This is a genomic window from Achromobacter sp. HZ34 (assembly GCF_002209485.1).
GTDB lineage: Bacteria > Pseudomonadota > Gammaproteobacteria > Burkholderiales > Burkholderiaceae_B > Bordetella_C.
Genome location: NZ_NJIX01000006.1, coordinates 410,185 through 426,482 on the forward strand (window position 1 = coordinate 410,185; position 16,298 = coordinate 426,482).

At 63.3% G+C, this 16,298-nt stretch carries 13 protein-coding genes; 5 read left to right on the plus strand and 8 right to left on the minus strand.

Translation table 11 applies throughout. The features are described from left to right. Window positions 1-48: 48 nt before the first annotated feature. Window positions 49-1,092: a ubiquinol oxidase subunit II gene (cyoA, locus tag CEY05_RS23895; protein WP_088599747.1), complete on the minus strand. Its 1,044-nt coding sequence runs from the start codon at window positions 1,090-1,092 to the stop codon at window positions 49-51. Between the two features lie 163 nt (window positions 1,093-1,255). Between cyoA and CEY05_RS23900 the strand changes: the two genes are divergently transcribed. Further along, complete coding sequence (locus tag CEY05_RS23900) at window positions 1,256-2,605, plus strand: MFS transporter (RefSeq protein ID WP_088599857.1); 1,350 nt, start codon at window positions 1,256-1,258, stop codon at window positions 2,603-2,605. A 193-nt stretch (window positions 2,606-2,798) separates the two neighbouring features. Here the strand turns inward: CEY05_RS23900 and CEY05_RS23905 are convergent, their stop codons facing one another. From CEY05_RS23905 to CEY05_RS23920, 4 genes are all read right to left on the minus strand, one after another. Continuing rightward, window positions 2,799-3,020: a hypothetical protein gene (locus CEY05_RS23905; RefSeq protein WP_088599748.1), complete on the minus strand. Its 222-nt coding sequence runs from the start codon at window positions 3,018-3,020 to the stop codon at window positions 2,799-2,801. A 119-nt stretch (window positions 3,021-3,139) separates the two neighbouring features. Then, a complete protein-coding gene (locus tag CEY05_RS23910) occupies window positions 3,140-4,669 on the minus strand; it encodes an efflux transporter outer membrane subunit (RefSeq protein WP_369825984.1) in 1,530 nt (509 codons plus the stop codon). A gap of 7 nt (window positions 4,670-4,676) precedes the next feature. Then, complete coding sequence (locus tag CEY05_RS23915; protein ID WP_088599749.1) at window positions 4,677-6,356, minus strand: MDR family MFS transporter; 1,680 nt, start codon at window positions 6,354-6,356, stop codon at window positions 4,677-4,679. Beyond that, entirely contained in the window at window positions 6,349-7,599 is a 1,251-nt protein-coding gene (locus CEY05_RS23920) for an HlyD family secretion protein (protein ID WP_088599750.1), read from the minus strand. Before CEY05_RS23920 ends, CEY05_RS23915 begins: the two co-directional genes overlap by 8 nt. 114 nt (window positions 7,600-7,713) lie before the next feature. On the opposite strand from CEY05_RS23920, the gene CEY05_RS23925 reads away from it, so the two are divergent. From CEY05_RS23925 to CEY05_RS23935, 3 genes are all read left to right on the plus strand, one after another. After that, window positions 7,714-8,436 (plus strand): CerR family C-terminal domain-containing protein, encoded by a 723-nt coding sequence (locus CEY05_RS23925; RefSeq protein WP_088599751.1) that lies wholly within the window; start codon window positions 7,714-7,716, stop codon window positions 8,434-8,436. A 239-nt stretch (window positions 8,437-8,675) separates the two neighbouring features. Then, complete coding sequence (locus CEY05_RS23930) at window positions 8,676-10,040, plus strand: ParB/Srx family N-terminal domain-containing protein (RefSeq protein WP_088599752.1); 1,365 nt, start codon at window positions 8,676-8,678, stop codon at window positions 10,038-10,040. Between the two features lie 599 nt (window positions 10,041-10,639). After that, window positions 10,640-10,978 (plus strand): hypothetical protein, encoded by a 339-nt coding sequence (locus tag CEY05_RS23935; protein WP_088599753.1) that lies wholly within the window; start codon window positions 10,640-10,642, stop codon window positions 10,976-10,978. On the opposite strand, the gene CEY05_RS23940 is transcribed toward CEY05_RS23935, so the two are convergent. From CEY05_RS23940 to CEY05_RS23950, 3 genes are read right to left on the minus strand one after another with little or no spacing between them, the layout of a single operon-like run. Beyond that, window positions 10,963-12,156 (minus strand): GDSL-type esterase/lipase family protein, encoded by a 1,194-nt coding sequence (locus tag CEY05_RS23940; protein WP_088599754.1) that lies wholly within the window; start codon window positions 12,154-12,156, stop codon window positions 10,963-10,965. The two genes, CEY05_RS23935 and CEY05_RS23940, sit on opposite strands and share 16 nt — an antisense overlap. A gap of 5 nt (window positions 12,157-12,161) precedes the next feature. Then, the gene (locus CEY05_RS23945; RefSeq protein WP_158219408.1) at window positions 12,162-13,421 is read right to left on the minus strand and encodes a DUF459 domain-containing protein; all 1,260 of its coding nucleotides are present in this window, start codon (window positions 13,419-13,421) and stop codon (window positions 12,162-12,164) included. 7 nt (window positions 13,422-13,428) lie between these two features. Beyond that, window positions 13,429-14,934 (minus strand): MBOAT family protein, encoded by a 1,506-nt coding sequence (locus CEY05_RS23950; protein ID WP_088599756.1) that lies wholly within the window; start codon window positions 14,932-14,934, stop codon window positions 13,429-13,431. Window positions 14,935-15,342: 408 nt separating this feature from the next. Between CEY05_RS23950 and CEY05_RS23955 the strand changes: the two genes are divergently transcribed. Beyond that, window positions 15,343-16,254 carry a TauD/TfdA family dioxygenase gene (locus CEY05_RS23955; protein ID WP_088599757.1) on the plus strand — a complete coding sequence of 304 codons (912 nt, stop codon included), beginning with the start codon at window positions 15,343-15,345 and terminating at the stop codon, window positions 16,252-16,254. Window positions 16,255-16,298 lie beyond the last annotated feature (44 nt).

Consider the following 16,298-nt stretch of genomic DNA (forward strand, 5'->3'; position numbering starts at 1 on the left):
TTCCCGTAGCGGCGGGCCGCTAGGCGAAAAATCTGTCGGATGGCCGGGTTACAGCACTTTGTTTTCAAGCACGCCAGCACCGGTGGGGTTGCTGGAGGTGCAGATGCTGCCCAGGTACTCACGGGCGGACAGGTCGTTGTTGGCCAGGCTATAACGGCCCGACAGACCCTTGTTGGCCCGCTGGTCCATGGCCATCTGGTCCTTCATGCACGTCTGTCCTGCCAGCACGCAACGGTTCAGGATGGCGTCGTACAGGTCGGCCGCCACCTTGCCATAGCGCTGCACGGGCACGCGCTCGCTGGGCTTGTCCAGTTCCACGTAGGTGGGACGATCCAGCGTATTGCCGCCTTCACGAGCCTGTTGCACCCATTTGTCGAAATCACCGGCGGGCATACCGTAGAACTTGAAACGCATGCCCGAGAAACCGGCACCGCTGAAGTTCGACGACATGCCGTCATACGTGCCCGACTTGTTGATCACGGCGTGCAACTGCGTTTCCATGCCCGGCATCGTATAGATCATGCCGGCCAGCGCGGGCACGAAGAATGCGTTCATGACCGTCGTCGAAGTCAGCTTGAACTGGATGGGGCGGTCGACCGGCGCGGCCAGTTCGTTCACCGTCGCAATGCCTTGCTCCGGATAGATGAACAGCCACTTCCAGTCCATCGAGACCACTTCGACCACCAGCGGCTTGACGTTGGTGGGCAGTTCCCGTCCTTCGGACACGCGGTCCAGGGGGCGGTAGGGATCCAGGCGGTGCGTGCTCACCCAGGTGATCGCGCCGAGCGCAATGATGATGATCAGCGGAGCGGACCACACCATCAGTTCGATACGGGTGGAATGGTTCCATTCCGGGTCGTAATCGGGATTATTGGCGGCCGCGCGGTAACGATACGCAAATACCAACGTAAGGATAATTACCGGGATGATGATCACCAACATCAGAATCGTGGATATGATGATCAGGTCGCGCTGCTGGACCGCTATGTCCCCTGACGGAGACAGCAGAACGGCATTACAGCCGCCCAATAGCAGGGTGGCAGCAAGGAGGGGTAGCAGGAGTAATCCGCGGGGAGGCTTGTATGGAGGCATTGCGGTGAGACGAGACAAGGGCGCAAATTATGGAAAATAACGCGAAATGTACGCTCATTGATGCGCTGCGCAAAGTGGACATTTTGTCCAAGTGCAACGCATGGCAGAGAGAGCGGTCCGTTCGAGGGCCGCTGAAGTTTAGCTCGAATCGGGAGGCAGCATGATGTCTACAGGTACGCTGGACTACAACGAAAGCGCCCAACCAGACTCTCAGAGAGACGCCCAGGCGGATCGGGGCGGCTATCAAGGACACTCTGAAGTCGCCCCCGGCGAAATCGCCATCGGTGTGATTATTGGGCGGGCATCCGAATATTTTGACTTTTTCGTGTACGGGATCGCCTCCGTCCTGGTATTTCCCAAGGTATTTTTCCCCTATCTGCCGCAATTGGACGGCATGTTGATGGCTTTTGTGCTGTTCTCCTTCGCCTTTATCGCACGGCCCTTCGGCACGTCGATATTCATGGCGATCCAGCGGCGATGGGGACGTAGCGTAAAACTGACATCGGCCCTGTTCCTGCTGGGGACGGCGACAGCAGGGATTGCATTTGTCCCTAATTATTCTTCATTGGGGACACATGCCATCGTCCTGTTGGCCATCTTCCGCGTATTACAAGGCGTGGCGACCGGCGGTGCGTGGGATGGCCTGCCTTCCTTGCTGGCCCTGAATGCGCCTGTCCATAAGCGGGGCTGGTATTCGATGATCGGGCAGTTGGGTGCCCCCATCGGGTTCCTGCTGGCTGGCGGCCTGTTCCTGTACCTGCACAGCGTTCTCAGCGCGGACGACTTCCTCGATTGGGGCTGGCGCTTCCCGTTCTATGTCGCTTTCGCCATCAACGTGGTCGCGCTGTTTGCCCGACTGCGCCTGGTGATGACGGACGAATACACCCGGCTGCTGGAAGAGGGTGAGCTCAAGCCGGTCGGTACGCTGGTCATGTTCAAGGGCCAGGGCTACAACATCTTCCTGGGCGCTTTCGCCAGCCTGGCCAGCTATGCGCTGTTCCATCTGGTGACCATCTTCCCGCTTTCCTGGCTGTCGCTGCAGTCCACGCAATCGGTCAATTCCATCCTGACGGCGGAAATCTTCGGTGGCTTCCTGGCCATCGTGGGTACCATCATGTCGGGTTGGATGGCTGACAAGTTGGGGCGCCGCAACACACTGGGCGGGCTGGCCTGCCTGATCGGTGTCTTCGCCTTGTGTACGCCTTTGCTGCTGGAAGGTGGAACCACCGGGCAGGATGCTTTCATCGTCATCGGGTTCTTCCTGCTTGGACTGTCCTATGGCCAGGCTTCCGGGACGGTGACGGCCAACTTCACGCGTCAGTTCCGCTACACGGGCGCGGCCTTGACGTCCGATTTCGCCTGGCTGGTGGGCGCTGCCTTCGCGCCGCTGGTGGCCCTGAGCCTGTCATCCCATTTCGGGGTGATCGCGGTCAGCGCTTACCTGCTGTCGGGGGTGGTCTGCACGCTGTTGGCGCTGCGTATCAACCGCGCGCTGGAAACGCGGGCGGATTAAGGGCGGGGCGGCCGCCCTGGGCTCCTGGCTCAGGCGGCGCCCGGCCCGGCCCGACCGGGCCAAGCTTGGCCTTGCCAGCTACTTTGCAATAGAAACAAAAATGCCCTGGATTCCAATCCAGGGCATTTTTTATTGGGTAGGAGTCTGGTTCGTACCCGGGCGGGTACGGGGGCCTGCGATCCCGCGCTGCCCATCAATATATAGAGACGGGATCGAATGCCGGCTGGATTGCCCCCAGGCGGGACATGAAACTGGCGTCATCCGTGCGGAGGTGGGCGCTGAGCGATACGCCTGGCGGCGGGTCCAGGCGGGTGGCGCGGGCACAGAGCCAGCCAGCCATGACCACCGCGACCACGGCGACCCCGTGATACAGGATGATTTGATAGCGCAACCGGGCCTTCGACCAGCGATGCATACCGTCTCCCTATGCCCCGGCCGGACGACCAGGGTTGCTACGCGGTGCTGCTCTGCTGCAATGTCTCGAACCCGCCATCGTGGTGGCGGGTTTCAGGTTTGTGGGCGAAACGCTGCTATTTAACCCGAGTCTCGGCCGGCCGTCATTGGGGACTGCCCGGATAGGGGGGCCTGCTTTTCCTGCCAGCCCAGGCCAAGGCTTTTCTGCAGCGATACGAAATCGTCCAGGAGTTCGGCCTCGCCGGCCACCACGTCCTGCTGGGCGGCGAATTCGGTACGCTGCGTGTCCAGCAGGTCGATCAGCGTGGTCGTACCGGCGCGGTAACGCTGGCGCGTCAGGTCCGCCGCCCGTTGCGCCGACACCTGGACCTGGCGCAACCGCTCCAGGTGTTCCCGCTGGTGGCCATAGCGAGACAGGGCGCCATTGGCGTCCTGCAGCGCCTGCAACACGGTGTGGGCGTATTTGGCCTGCGCCTCGTCGCGGGCCGCTTCGGCGGCATGGATGGCGCCGCGGGTCCGGCCGAAATCCAGGACATTCCACTGCAGGTATGGCACCCCGACCCAGCTGAAGTTGCTCTTGCGCAACAAATGTCCAGGCGTGTCGGCGCTGAACCCCAGGGTGCCGAACAGCGACACCTTGGGGAAAAGGTCGGCGGTGTGTTCGCCAATTTCGGCATTGGCGGACGCAAGGCGCCGTTCGGCCGCGCGGATGTCGGGCCGCCTGCGCATCATGGCGGCCGGATCGCCCACATCCACGGTCGCCGGCAACGCCGGCAGGGTGCCGACCGGGGCCAAGGTCTGATCCAGCTCGCCCGGTTCGCGGCCAGTCAGCACCGCCAGGCGATCCAGCGATTCGCTGATCTGCTCGTCCAGCGGCACCAAGGTGGCGCGGGTGGTCTGGACCTGCGTGGTCAGGCGCTCGACGTCGACGTCGGCCGCGGTGCCGGCGGCGCGCCGTTGCAAGGTCAGGTCAAGCATGCGTTGCTGCAGTTCCGCCGATGACTGGGCCAGCCGCAGGCGCTGTTGCTGGTCGCGCAGTCCGACGTAAGCCTGGGCCACTTCCGCCGCCAGTGACACTTGCGTATCGGCCAGATCGGCGTCCACCGCCTCGGCCTCGGCGGATGCCGCTTCGACCGCGCGGCGCTTGCCGCCGAACAGGTCCAGCTCCCATGAAGCGTCGAAGTCCGCGGTATAGAGCGTCATCGGGCCGCTATTGGTGAAACTGCTTTCCGGTGTATTGGTGCGCAGCGCCGCGGCCGTGGCCGAACTGGTCGGCATCTCGTTGGCCTGCTTCTGGCGCAGTTGTGCGCGGGACTGCCGCAGGCGCGCCTGGGCCGCATGCACATCGGGATTGTGCGCGAGGGCGGCGTCGATCAAGGCATTCAATTGTGCGTCGTCGAGTGCCAGCCACCATTGCGCGGGCGCGGTTGCCCGGCCGGCGCCGATGGCGCCGTCGGTGCCTGTCGCGTCGGTCTGGCGCACGAACGTCTTCGCCTGGCTGGCCCTGGGCGCCGCGTCAGGCGCGCCGTGGTAGTCAGGACCGACCGCGCAGCCGGCCAGCAGCAGGGCGGCGATGAGCGGCGTCAGTAAAGGGCGCAGGGCAGACCCGCGCAAGGGCGTAGAAAACAGGAAGGACTTCATGGCATTCATTGCGGATTCAATGTCCGGCGGACGGCACCGGGCCGCGTGGAGTTTTCAGCAGCAAGGCCAGCGGGACGCAGGCCAGCAGGGCCAGGGCAAGCAGATAGAAGGCGTCGGAATACGTCATCACCGCGGCCTGCTGCTGGATCTGCGCGGCCAGTTGTCCCAGCGCACGCATCTTCGAATAGGCCATGTCGCCGGTCTGGGCGAACCAGGATGCGGCGTTGGCGGCCATATGGTCCTGCCCGGCCACGGAATTGGCCGTCAGCGATTCGCGGATGACGTCGGTGTGATACTTGTTGCGGCGGTCGATGACGATGCCGATCAGCGCCAGGCCCACCGACCCGCCCAGGTTGCGCGCCATGTTGTACAGGCCGGCGGCGTCACCGGACTCTTCGCGCGTCACTGCCGCCATGGATGCCTGGTTCAGCGGCATCATGCAAAGCATCTGGCCGACGCCGCGCAGCAGTTGCGAGCCGTAGAAATCATGGCCCACCGCCTGTGCGGTAAGGCTGATATCCAGCAGGCAGCTGCCCGTGAACATCAGCAGGCCAAGGATCACCAGCACACGGAAGTCGGCCTTGCGCAGCAGCAGCGGCAGCAGCGGCATCATCAGGAAAGCCGGCACGCCGGACAGCAACACCACGGCGCCGGATTGCAGGGCGTTGTAGCCGGCGATCAGGCTGAGGAATTGCGGCACCAGGTAGGACACGCCATACAGACCGGCGCCCACGGCGAACACGATCAGGATCACGCTGGCGTAGCGGGGATTGCGCAGCAGGCTCAGGCGCACGATGGGTTTGCGCGCGGTGAATTGCGCCACGCCCAGCACGATGAAGCCGATGACGGACATGATGCTCAAGGTGGTGATCATGGTCGAGTCGAACCAGCGGTCGCGTTGGCCTTCTTCCAGCACCACCGTCAGCGAACTCAGCGCCACCGACAGGCCGACGATGCCCAGCCAGTCGGCCTTGATGAATTCGCTCCAGCGCGATCCTTCGGACGGCAGGCCCAGCACCAGCAGGGTGACCAGGCCCACGCAGACCGGCAGGTTGACGAAGAAGCACCAGCTCCAGCTGATGTTCTCGGCCAGCCAGCCGCCCACCACCGGCCCCAGCAGCGGGCCCAGCAGCACGATCAGGCCGAACATGGTCATGCCCAGCGGCATCTGTTCGCGCGGCAGGCGCGTGCGGATGATGGTTTGCGCGGTGGGAATCATGGCACCGCCGACGAAACCCTGGCCGATGCGGCCGACGATCATCTGCGTCAGTGAGCCCGACAGGCCGCACACGGCCGAAAACATGGCGAACAGCACGGCGTTGCCAAGCAGGAAGTTGCGCAGGCCGAAGACGCGCGTCAGCCACGCCGCCAGGGGAATCATGACGATCTCGGATAGCAGATAGCCGGTGGAAATCCAGGTGCCTTCCGTGCCGGTGGCGCCGATCGAGCCCTGGATCTGCGGCAAGGCGGAGTTGGTGATGGAGATATCCAGCGTGGCCATCAGCGCGCCCAGCGCACCGGCGGCGACGGCGATCCAGTCCGCCGCCGAGGCGCGCGCCGCGGGCTGGGCGCCGCCGCCGCCGGGGTGTCCGGCTTGTCCGGCTTGTCCGGCCTGGCCGGCCTGTCCCGCTTGTCCCGCTTGTCCGGATCCGCCGGATGCAGGCGCCGGCGCGCCCAAGGTGGCGGCTTCAGCCATGGCTGGTTTCCACGGAGTGAAGGCCGGTATGTGACCCGCCATTCGATCCGGCATGGGCCGTATCGGCTGCAGTGGCCGCCGCCGCGCGGTTTTCCTCGCGCAGCTTCTGTTCGTCATCGCGGGCGCCGCGCGTGTCGACCTCGGCCGTCACGGACAAGCCCGGCAACAGCACGTTGCGGGTAGCCGGTCCCGTGTCGATGCGGATACGCACCGGCACGCGCTGCACGATCTTGGTGAAATTGCCCGTCGCGTTCTCCGGCGGCAACAGGGCGAACTGAGAGCCGGTGCCAGGCGCGAAGCTGTCCACCACGCCATGCAGTTCGGTACCCGGCAAGGCATCCACGTGCAATGTCACGGGCTGGTTGGCGCGCATGCGGCCGATCTGGGTTTCCTTGAAGTTGGCCACCAGATAGACGTTTTGCACAGGCACCACTGTCATCGCGCGGGTGCCCGGCTGTACATATTGGCCGACGCGCACGCTGCGGTCGCCGACGCGTCCCGGCTGGGCTGCCCGCACGATGGTGTCCTGCAGATCCAGGTTGGACTGGCGGGTACTGGCTTGCGCGGCTTCCAGCTGGGCCCGGGCCTGGTCGATCTGCGCGGCGGTCACCGCCAACTGCGCCTGGGCCGCGGCGACGCCGGCCGTATTGGCTGCCAGCGTAGCTTGGGCCTGGTCGCGCGTATTGACCAGATTCGCCAGCCGTTCGCTGGTTTCGGCGCCGCTGGCGGCCAGGGGGCGGTAGCGGCGCACTTCGTCTTCGGCGTGCTGGGCGTTCAGGCGCGCCACCCGTTGCTGGGCCTGGCTTTGTTCGAGACTGGCCTGTTGCTGCCGCAGTTCGGCCTGGGCGCGGGTCAGGTCGGCCTCGCGCGCTGCCACGGTTGCCTTGGCCTGGTCCAGCGCGGCGCGGTAGGTGCCGTCGTCCAGGCGCAACAGGGGATCGCCCACCCTCACGGTTTGGTTGTCGGCGACATAGACTTCCGCGACATAGCCGCTGATTTTCGGCGCCACCGTCACGGCGTCGGCTTGAAGATAGGCGTCGTCGGTGCTTTCGAAATAGCGGCCCACCAGCCACCACTGTCCCAGCCAGGCGGCGCCGGCCAGTATGATCAGGCCGGCGCCGGTGAACAGCACCAGTCGTTTGCGAGAGGGGGCGCGTGTAGGAGACCCGGCGCCCGCGGCGGCGGACGCGGGTGCAGGCACGCCAGGAAGGGCGCCGGGAAGCGTTTCAGCAGTGGTCGACATGGGGAGAGGGTCAACGAAAATTTAACGATTGGAATATTTTTATCGATCGGAACAAATTTATCAAGTGTTATATTTTTGCCTTGTGTGGCTTGTTATGGTTGCGGGAGAAAAACAATGATCGATGCCAAACGACCCCGGCGCCCTGCCGCGGGCGGTTATGCCCGCGGGGATGAAACGCGCCTGCGCATCATCGACGCGGCCATCGAACGCTTCGGCGAAGCAGGCTTCGACGGCGCCTCCACGCGGGATATCGCCCAGCGAGCGGGGGTCAATGCGCCTGCCCTGCAGTACTACTTCGAGAACAAGGAAGGCCTGTACCGGGCCTGCGCGGAGCACATCGCCGACGAGACGCTGGCGTTCTTCGAGCCTGTCGTGCTGAATGCGCGGCAGGTGCTGGCGGAAAACGGCGACGCCCAGCGCCTGATCGACGCCTTCATCCGCATCCAGGAAACCATCGCCGACAAGATGTTCACCCGCAAGCGCGAGCCGGACCCCCGCATGTTCTTCGCGCGCGAGCAGGCGGGCCACGAGCCTGGCATCGCGTCCGAAGTGTTGCAGTGCCGCCTGCGCAAGCCCCTGAACGATCTTTGTGCGGAATTGCTGGGGCGGCTGACCGGTAGCGCGCCCGACGCCCCGGAGAATCTGGTCCGCATGATGAGTTTGAACGGCCAGCTTCTGGTATTCCATATCGCCCGGCGTTCCACGCTCACGCTGTTCGGCTGGACTGACATCGATGCGGAGAAGGCCGAACTGATCAAGTCCACGGTGCGTGCGCAGACTCGATTGCTGCTGGAAAGCTGGAACCAGCACGCGCGTAAAAACGGCGCGGCGGTTTGATGCCACGGCACTGGAACCGCAGGGCCGATGCCCGCTCAAAAACCGGACGAGCGGGCCGCAATTCTTTATTCGTCAGTTTTTAGTCAGCTACTGATAACGATAAATGAATGAAGAAGACGCCTGAATCGACGATATAGAGGGAGAAATATCGTTTGAGATACTTCTAGCAATATCTCCGACACATTGTGTAGTCAGAATGCCCCCTTCATTTTGTCTCATATGAAGAGCGATCGACTCCCATGCCCGTAGCCTTTGCCTCTGCTGACGCCGCGTCCTCGGCGACCCCTTCGAATGCCCTGGCCCTGGCGCGTCTGCGCCGCCTGGCCGTAGCCGCCATGCTGGTGCTGCCGCTGGCCCTGGCCGCCTGCGGCGGCGGTGACGATGGCGATGACGACAGCCCCGTCGCCACGGCGCCGGTCGAGACGCCCGCGACGCCGGCCACGCCGGATGTCCCGACGGAACAGCCGGACACCCGCAACCAGGCCTATCTGAAGGCCAAGGCCGGCGACATCATCCAGGTGCGCATCGAGGAACTGCATCCCACGCAGGACGCCATCGGCTACGAGCAGATCTATTACAAGCTGGGCCGCTGGCAGGGCGATTTCGCCCGCCCCACCTGGGCCGGCAATGTCACGAACCAGCTCGACTACCTGAACAGCACGGTCGGCAAGAAGTTCGACGACTTCTGCGAAGACATGGGCATGAGCGAGCGCGTTGCCGATTTCGCCACCATCGCCGAGGCCCAGGCCGCGCGCCTGGACGACCCGACCACCTTCACTTGCGCCGATGCGCCGGGCACCCACGACGATGTCCTGAAAACCGTGGTGGTGGGCTGGGACGGCAACCTGTACCTGACCGACGGCCATCACACCTTCTCGTCCCTGCGCGAGATCCCCGACGGCGGCCCCAAGCTGCCGGTTTGGGTCAAGGTGGACGCCAACTATAGCGATATGACCTCGGCCTCCGCGTTCTGGACGCGCATGGTCGACGAGAAGAAGGCCTGGCTGCGTGACGGCAACAACCAGCCGATCACCGTCGATCAACTGCCCACCCGCGTCGGCCTGCCGCATGACAACGACCCCGGCGGCATGAGCGAGGACATGTATCGTTCGCTGGTCTATTTCACGCGTGATATCGCCTATTCGAACGGCGATTTGCCGGAATTCGCCGAATTCCAATGGGGCGATTGGCTGCGTGGGCAGGTCGCGCTGGGCAATCTGCAGCCGCTGACGAATTACCGTACCGCGGCGCCCAATACGCTGGCGCAGATCCTGGCGGTCAGCAAGTTGAACAGCTCCCTGGCGCCTACCGATTCGACCGATAGCTACGCAGCAGCCGTGCGCGATGCGTCGCTGAAGATGACGGCGCTGGCGGACAATGCCGTGGTTTCAGGTAGCACCACCGCGGCGGAACTGGGCCGCATCGTGTTGGTGTCTGGCGCTGCCAGCGGCACGCCCACCAAGGACGCGCGCGACACGCTGGAAGAACTGCCGCGCAATGACGTGAAGAGCAGCGGTGACCCACGCAATGCGGGCAAGCTGTGGTTCGCCGCCAATTATCGTTCTTGCGGCAAGCCGGCAGCGGGAACCTGCTGGGGCTACTGAGGCTTTCAGGGACAGAGTGGGATTGGTAAGGGCCGGCAGGTTACTCACACGGATTCAAGCAAGCCGTGTGAGCGCCTCATCAAATGCTGGATCATCCCTCTTCCTCTTCCTTTCCCTCTTGCTCCACGACGCAACCGCCGTCTCCCGACATCCTCATATTCGGCCCTGTCGGCCCGCCGACTTCCGGCCCCACGCGCCTGGTCGCCAGCGTGACGCACGCAAGCCCTCATACCGCACGCGCAGCGATGAGGCGGCCGGCAGCGGATCGTCATCATGTGGCTGCGTCGGCGGATGCCCGGCCGCATTTCGATCGCGGCCTCGACAAGTACTTCCCCTGTGATTTTTTTGCTCGGGATCCCGATGCCTGGCCATGTTCGGCCAATCGACTGAGCCCTATTCCCGGAGGAAGGGACGCTTTGTCGCCTGCATGGAGCGACGAACCGCGCGGCGTCGGCTCGACGTCCCCGCTGCTTCCCCCGTCTCCCGGACTGCATCAAGCGCTATCCGCACGAGCCGCCGCAGCGCGGCAACGGCGCGCATCATCGGAAGTGGGGATTATCGAAGTTCGGCAAGGGACGTCCGCACTGCGGCGAAACGTCGTGCACGTTAGCGCCGACAAGATCCGCGGCGCCAGGCAGCTGGACCGCAGCGATTACATGCTGTTGGGTTCCATGAAACCCCAACATCCGTACGTCGCCACATTGGCGCGTGAACGGATGCAGTTCGCGCGCGAATACAACGACGATTACAAAACCCGGATACGCAGGCTGAACAAGCTGGTAAAGGCGGGGCTGGTGACTATCGACAGTACGATAGAACAGGTTCGTGGCGGCGCCTATGTGATCACTCCGGCCGGTGAGGCCGCCGTGGCGTTGAAGAAACAGGAGGAGGCCGCGGCCAGGGCGCGGCGTCAATCGCCGATTCAAAACCCGGCTTGATGCCCGGCGGCTGCGCGCAGGTGCAGCAGCCCACCCAGCAGGTCACCGGCAGCGCGCTCATAACCCTCCTGGCTGAAGTGGACGCCGTCCTTGCGGGCCAGTTTCTGGTTGACCCACTTGCGCATCGAGCAGCCGCCGCCCATGGCTTGCTGCCAATCCCAATAAAGCGTGTGCTTTTCCTTGGCGATCGCGCGTTGCTCCTGCTGAACGACGTTCAGGGACGGCGCGCGTTGCCCGCATGCGCCACCCCTGAGGGACGACAGGGATTCGGGCGCGCCGATGATGAGGATGGCGCTATGGGGAAATTTTGCGCGTAACTGGTCGATGGCCGTTTCCAGCGTCCGGCGGAAATCCTGCGGGTCCAGTGTGCCGCGGAAGGCTTCGTTGGTACCGTAGGCCAGCGCGATCAGGTCGGGCTTGCCCACCGCCAGATCGTCCATCCAGCCGGAACGCCAACGGTCCCATTGCGACAGTTCGGAACCATTGATGCCCACCGCGGAGACGATGGCGCCGGGCCGTCCGCTGGTCATCCACCAGCCGCCGATGCGCGTGTTCGGGCTGCCTTCGGTGGTCACGATAAAAGGCAGACGGGCTGTGAACGTGGCCTGCGACCAGGAGCCGTCGGCGCGGCGGGCCTTGACGTCCTGCAATTCGCTGTCCGCATCGATGATGTGCAGCGGCGGATCGCCGGCGGCCTGGCTGACCAGCACGGTGACGTTCTGCTGCGGGCTGTCGTCCGCTTTTGTCTTCAGGGTCAGCTGTCCACCCACACCGGTGCCGCGCGCGATCATGCCGCCGAAGGGATAATCGGCTTCACCGGCATTGCGGCTATTGAGTAGTTCCCACCCTTCATTTTCGTAGCCCACCCGGGCCAGGCGTTGGCCGCTGGCGTACATCGGCATGGCCCAGCCTATGCCGCCGTCGCCCAGGCGCTGCTGCAACTCGGTGCGCAGATAATCGGTGAAATAGTCGCCCGCCGTATGCGAATCGCCGATCTGGACCATGTGGAAAACGCTTTGCCGGCTGGTGGCGGGATTCAGCAGCGAGGCGATGCGCGCCGCGTTTTTGTCGCCGTAGTCATATAGCGCATTGGCCCGCGCAGCGGGCGTAAGCGCCAGCAGTCCGGCACCCAGCATCAGGGTGGCAAGAAAGGTACGGGGGCGAAGCATTGGAAGCATGGGACTCACTGTGGCGTAGCCGGTTGAGGCAGACGGAGCTTATCCAAAATCTGCCGCGCCAGGTATTTCTGGCCGGCGACGGAGAAATGGATGCCGTCGCCACTGCGCATTTTCGTGTTCTTACCGTCCAAAAGGATGGAGTCGCTGTAACCGACATTTTCGCCGGGTAGCAGATGACGGGTATCCACGAAGACGGCTCCTTGTTTCTCCACTTCGTCCTGCACGATCTGCATCAGCCATAGCATCTGGCCGTCCAGTTTGCTGGCCTTCATGCCAGGGGCGCCTATCCATAACGTGCTGACACCGTGGGCCGCATTGGACTGGATGATGCCGGCGATGCGCTGCCGATAAACGGCTTCCCATTCCGGGGTCTTGAAGCGCAGGAACTTGCCGCCCCGGTTGGCGGGGTCCGGCATATCCCAAGGATCGTTGGGACCGAGCATGATGACCAGCAGGCGAATGCCGGGGTCCTTAAGGATGGTGCGGGAAATGGTTTCCGGCCAATTGAAGGCGTTCGGATAGGACAAGCCGGTGCTTTGCTTGCTCAGGTCCACGCCCTCGATGCCGTATTGGGTCTTCAGCGTACGCAGCAGGTGGGGCGCGATTCCCTGCATCAGGGAATCGCCGGCCATGAACACCTTGCCGGGCGCGGCGATCATCAGGTAGTTCGCGCGCCTTTGTTCTTCGGCGCCCTGTTGCGCCGCCAGGGCCAAGGCCCGGCTGCGTTCGTCCAGCGCGGCTTGTTGCGCTTGCTGCGCTTGCAGGGCTTGCTGCGAGGCCGCCTGTTCCGCTTCTCTTGCGGCGTCTTTTGCGGCTGTAGTGGCGGCCTCAGTGGCGGCTTGTTCCTGGCGCAGCCGGGCTGCGGCCGCCAGCCTGCTTGCTTCGGCTTCCTGTTTCTGCCGCGCCAGCAATTCAGCGGCGGCGCGGCGCTGGTTTTCCTCTGCCACCTTGGCTTGTTGCTCGCGCAGGTAGAAATCTTCGGTCAACACGAATTTCTGATTGGCGTCGTCGGTCAGCCTGACGGAGTCGGCATCCAGGGATTTGCCCGCGTCGTCGATGGCACCGTTGAGGCTGGCCCATATCTGCTGGCCGGATTTCCAGATTTCGCTTTCCTCAAGGACGGCCAGCGGATAGCCGCGGTGATAGGTTTGCTGATAATAAATACCGATAGGGCCCTGCATCAGCCACAGCGAGGCCAGTGCCAGGAAAACCAGTGAAACCAGCGTAGTCACGGTGGACACGGATTGGGTACGCGGGGATGCCATGATGGATTCAGAAGTTGGCATACATGAAACCGGGGATGCCGGACGGCGCCAGCAGCACGATCAGGACGAAGCCGGCGAATATCAATGCCGGACGGAGCAGGGCGGGAAAGTGCGCCAAGGCGGCCGCGCCCGTTTCGGGCAGGCGGCGCAGCTTGGGATAGGCGAGCCACAGCAGCAGCATGGCCGCCAGCACGGGCAGCGTCCACGGGCCGATGCGGACGTCATGGAAGTTGTGCACCAGCGCGCTGTATATCTGCGTCACTTCGTTCAGGTCCTGGATGGGAAAGAGAACGAAGCAGAAGCACACGAACTGCACGGTCAGGAATACCGAGATGGCTTTTGCCGGCCAACCCAGGCTGGCAATGAAATCGCGTTTGCGCCCGCTGTCGCGCCATCCGGGCACGAGCGCCAGGATGCGGTCGCCGATATTCAGCAGCACCAGCCCGGCGCCATGCAGCAGGCCCCAGATGGCGAACTTCCAGCCATAGCCATGCCAGGCGCCGGATAATCCCATGGCCAGGAGCAAGTTGACTTGCGTCCGCACGAAACCCTGGCGGCTGCCGCCCAAGGGCAGGTAGATATAGTCGCGGATCCAGGTGGAAAGGCTGATGTGCCAGCGGTTCCAGAACTCGCGCAGATTATGCGCCAGCAGGGGCGCACGGAAATTGACCGGCAGGCGCAGGCCTAGCAGCAGGGCCATGCCCACGACCAGGTCGCTATACCCGGAAAAATCGAAGAAAAGCTGCAAGGTATAGCCCTGGATCGCGGTGAAGATATCCAGGGAATGGTATTGGGAGGGATTGGCGAAAACCGGCGTTACCACATGCGAAGCCAGCCACCCGGATAACCACCACTTCTTGGCAAGGCCGGCCAGAATCAGGCACAGCGCGAAGGTCGGCGCGATGATGTGGCGCGGCTCACGGGTCCTGATCTGGTCCACGGCGCCGCAAGGCGCGCCGTCGTAGTCCGTCAAGCCCTTGGCGGCGGTGGTCCGATGGATAGGGCCGGCCGTCACGGTCAGGAACAGGCCGAAGTGCCCGAGCAGATCCACCAGGCTCAGCCGCCGCGTCACCTCGACGTCACCGCGGTAGCAGGCGACCAGGTAGCTGATGCCCTGGAAGGTGTAATACGACAGCCCCAGCGGCAGCAGCCATTGGTTCTGCAGGTCGATATCCAGGCCCCGGTCCGCCAGCAGGTCGGCCAACGGCACACGCAGCTGTTCCGCGTATTTCCAAAACGCCAGGTTCAGGATCGCCAGCACCACGCCGAGGATCAGCCAGGCTTTGCGCGCCCGGGCTGACGCGCTGGCCTGCATGGCCTTGGTCAGCAGGTAAACCAGCACCGTGAATATGACGACGCAGGCGAGCACCCGGCCGGACCCGTAATAACCCAGCAGAAGCAGGCTGGCCAGGGTCAATAACAGATTCTGGATATCGGGCCGCGGACGAAAGGCCCAATACAAAAGAAAGAAAATGGGAAATCCCAAGCCGAATTCTATGGATATCAGGCCCACGAAACTACTCTCTTCTTCATCCTGTTATTGGTGGCGCGGCAATCGCCACGGATTGGCGTTGCGGGGGGCGATGCTGCGCTCATCGATCCGTCAGCGCGGGGGAATCGCGCGCGGCTGACAGCATAACGGGGGTCAGTTGACAGAGGGATAAATGGGAACGATTTCTATGGAAATTGTTGCTATCGAGCAATTCGCATTCAAGCCGATCATCGAGTTGGCCTAATCGTCGAAAAATCGTAATTTTTCAACTTTGTTGAAAATAAATCATTGTATATCAACTACTTATATCTATGAATATTGTCTATGTCGACAATGTGCAAGATTGGGAGGTATGATCAACGTCGTGGCGGATCGCTTGCATCGACTTCGGTGCTAGCCGTCTCGCGCCACTCCCTTAGGAGACAAAAGATGAGTGAAATCACAGTACGCCCGCTGGGTTATGCCGCCGGCGCATCGGTAACGGGATTGGATTTGCGCGCTGGCCTGCGGCCGAATCAACTGGAGGCTTTGCGTGCCGCCTGGCGCGAGCACCTTGTCCTGGTGCTGCCTGGGCAGGACCTGAACGCGGAGCAGTTGATCGCTTACACCCGCAACTTCGGAGAAGTCGAGCGCAACGACAGCGTTCCGTATTACCGCGATCCGGACCACCCCGAGGTCCTGCTGGTGACGAACAAGCCGCGCGACGGCAAACCTTCGCAGACGCGCAATACCGGCAGGAACTGGCATTCCGATCTTAGCTACACCAACCGGCCGGCCATGGGGTCGGTGTTGATGTGTAAGGAAAAGCCCCCGGTGGGCGGCGACACGATGTTCGCCAACATGTATATGGCTTATGACACGCTGAGCACGACCTTCAAGCGCTTTCTCGACGGTCTTCATGCCGTGCATGACATCACCCTGATCAAGGGCTTCGAGCGACGCGACCCTGCGCAGATCGCCGAGTTGAAGAAGCGTAATCCGCCGATTGCACACCCCGTGGTGCGCACGCACCCGGAGACGGGGCGCAAGCTGCTGTTCATCAGCGACCGCGTGCGCAGTTTCGTCGGCATGACGGAAGAAGAGAGCCGTCCCATCCTCGATTTCCTGAACCGCCATGCCACGACGCCGGAATTCGTCTATCGCCATCGTTGGGACGTGAATGACATCGTCATGTGGGACAACCGCTGCACGCTGCATATTGCGCTGCCCGACTTCGACCAGACCAAGCCACGCCACATGATGCGCTGCTCGCTGTTGGGTGAGCCTTCGGGATACGTAATTCAGGACGACCAGCCGATGGACGAACAGGCCGCCCGCAGTGCCATCGCGGCGGTGTCCTGACCTGGCGGCCCACGCAGCGTCCGGGACGAACGCCGGTATCGGGG

Excerpts from the sequence above, each read along its gene's own strand:
- CEY05_RS23920 (WP_088599750.1), bottom strand. The coding sequence starts at position 7,599 with ATGTCGACCACTGCTGAAACGCTTCCCGGCGCCCTTCCTGGCGTGCCT.
- CEY05_RS23915 (WP_088599749.1), bottom strand. The coding sequence starts at position 6,356 with ATGGCTGAAGCCGCCACCTTGGGCGCGCCGGCGCCTGCATCCGGCGGA.
- CEY05_RS23955 (WP_088599757.1), top strand. The coding sequence starts at position 15,343 with ATGAGTGAAATCACAGTACGCCCGCTGGGTTATGCCGCCGGCGCATCG.
- CEY05_RS23905 (WP_088599748.1), bottom strand. The coding sequence starts at position 3,020 with ATGCATCGCTGGTCGAAGGCCCGGTTGCGCTATCAAATCATCCTGTAT.
- CEY05_RS23900 (WP_088599857.1), top strand. The coding sequence starts at position 1,256 with ATGTCTACAGGTACGCTGGACTACAACGAAAGCGCCCAACCAGACTCT.
- CEY05_RS23940 (WP_088599754.1), bottom strand. The coding sequence starts at position 12,156 with ATGCTTCCAATGCTTCGCCCCCGTACCTTTCTTGCCACCCTGATGCTG.
- CEY05_RS23925 (WP_088599751.1), top strand. The coding sequence starts at position 7,714 with ATGATCGATGCCAAACGACCCCGGCGCCCTGCCGCGGGCGGTTATGCC.
- CEY05_RS23930 (WP_088599752.1), top strand. The coding sequence starts at position 8,676 with ATGCCCGTAGCCTTTGCCTCTGCTGACGCCGCGTCCTCGGCGACCCCT.
- cyoA (WP_088599747.1), bottom strand. The coding sequence starts at position 1,092 with ATGCCTCCATACAAGCCTCCCCGCGGATTACTCCTGCTACCCCTCCTT.
- CEY05_RS23910 (WP_369825984.1), bottom strand. The coding sequence starts at position 4,669 with ATGAATGCCATGAAGTCCTTCCTGTTTTCTACGCCCTTGCGCGGGTCT.
- CEY05_RS23945 (WP_158219408.1), bottom strand. The coding sequence starts at position 13,421 with ATGGCATCCCCGCGTACCCAATCCGTGTCCACCGTGACTACGCTGGTT.